This window comes from Corynebacterium sp. HMSC073H12 (genome assembly GCF_001837775.1).
GTDB lineage: Bacteria > Actinomycetota > Actinomycetes > Mycobacteriales > Mycobacteriaceae > Corynebacterium > Corynebacterium amycolatum.
This window is the reverse complement of the sequence record NZ_KV834026.1, coordinates 1-460: the sequence shown is the minus strand read 5'-3', so window position 1 is coordinate 460 and position 460 is coordinate 1. Positions and strand designations below refer to the sequence as shown.

At 48.0% G+C, this 460-nt stretch carries 1 protein-coding gene and 1 rRNA gene; one reads left to right on the top strand and one right to left on the bottom strand.

Annotated features, from left to right (window positions below):
• Positions 1-86: ribosomal RNA gene (locus tag HMPREF2708_RS02145) — 16S ribosomal RNA — on the top strand; the annotation flags it as partial.
• A gap of 129 nt (positions 87-215) precedes the next feature.
• Here the strand turns inward: HMPREF2708_RS02145 and HMPREF2708_RS11170 are convergent.
• Positions 216-460: hypothetical protein (locus HMPREF2708_RS11170; protein WP_210400304.1), on the bottom strand; the 245-nt coding region annotated here is incomplete at its 5' end.

Genomic DNA, 460 nt, shown 5'->3' with positions numbered 1-460 from the left:
GGGAGCTGTCGAAGGTGGGATTGGCGATTGGGACGAAGTCGTAACAAGGTAGCCGTACCGGAAGGTGCGGCTGGATCACCTCCTTTCTAAGGAGATTATTTTTTCTTCTGTCATGTGTCATCGTGTTGGTGGCGTGTGGCTATTTTTTGTTTTTTGGGTGGAACACCTACTGGTTAGATCACTGACATTGATGGTGGTCTGCGCGCGTGTGATGATCAAGCGTTTGTGGTGCTTTCCTTTTTTGTGTTGGTTGGTTGTTGGTGCGCTGTTGGGTGTCTGGGATGACACATGTGTTGTTGTTCCTGTGTGACAGGTTGCTGCATGCTGTAGGCAGGCTGCTGTTGGGTGGTTTGTTCTGTGGTGTGTGGGTGTTGTGTGAGAACTGGATAGTGGACGCGAGCATCTTGTTTTTCTGTAAGTTCGATTTTGTCAAGCAGTTTTTCTGTTTGTGATTGTTCTT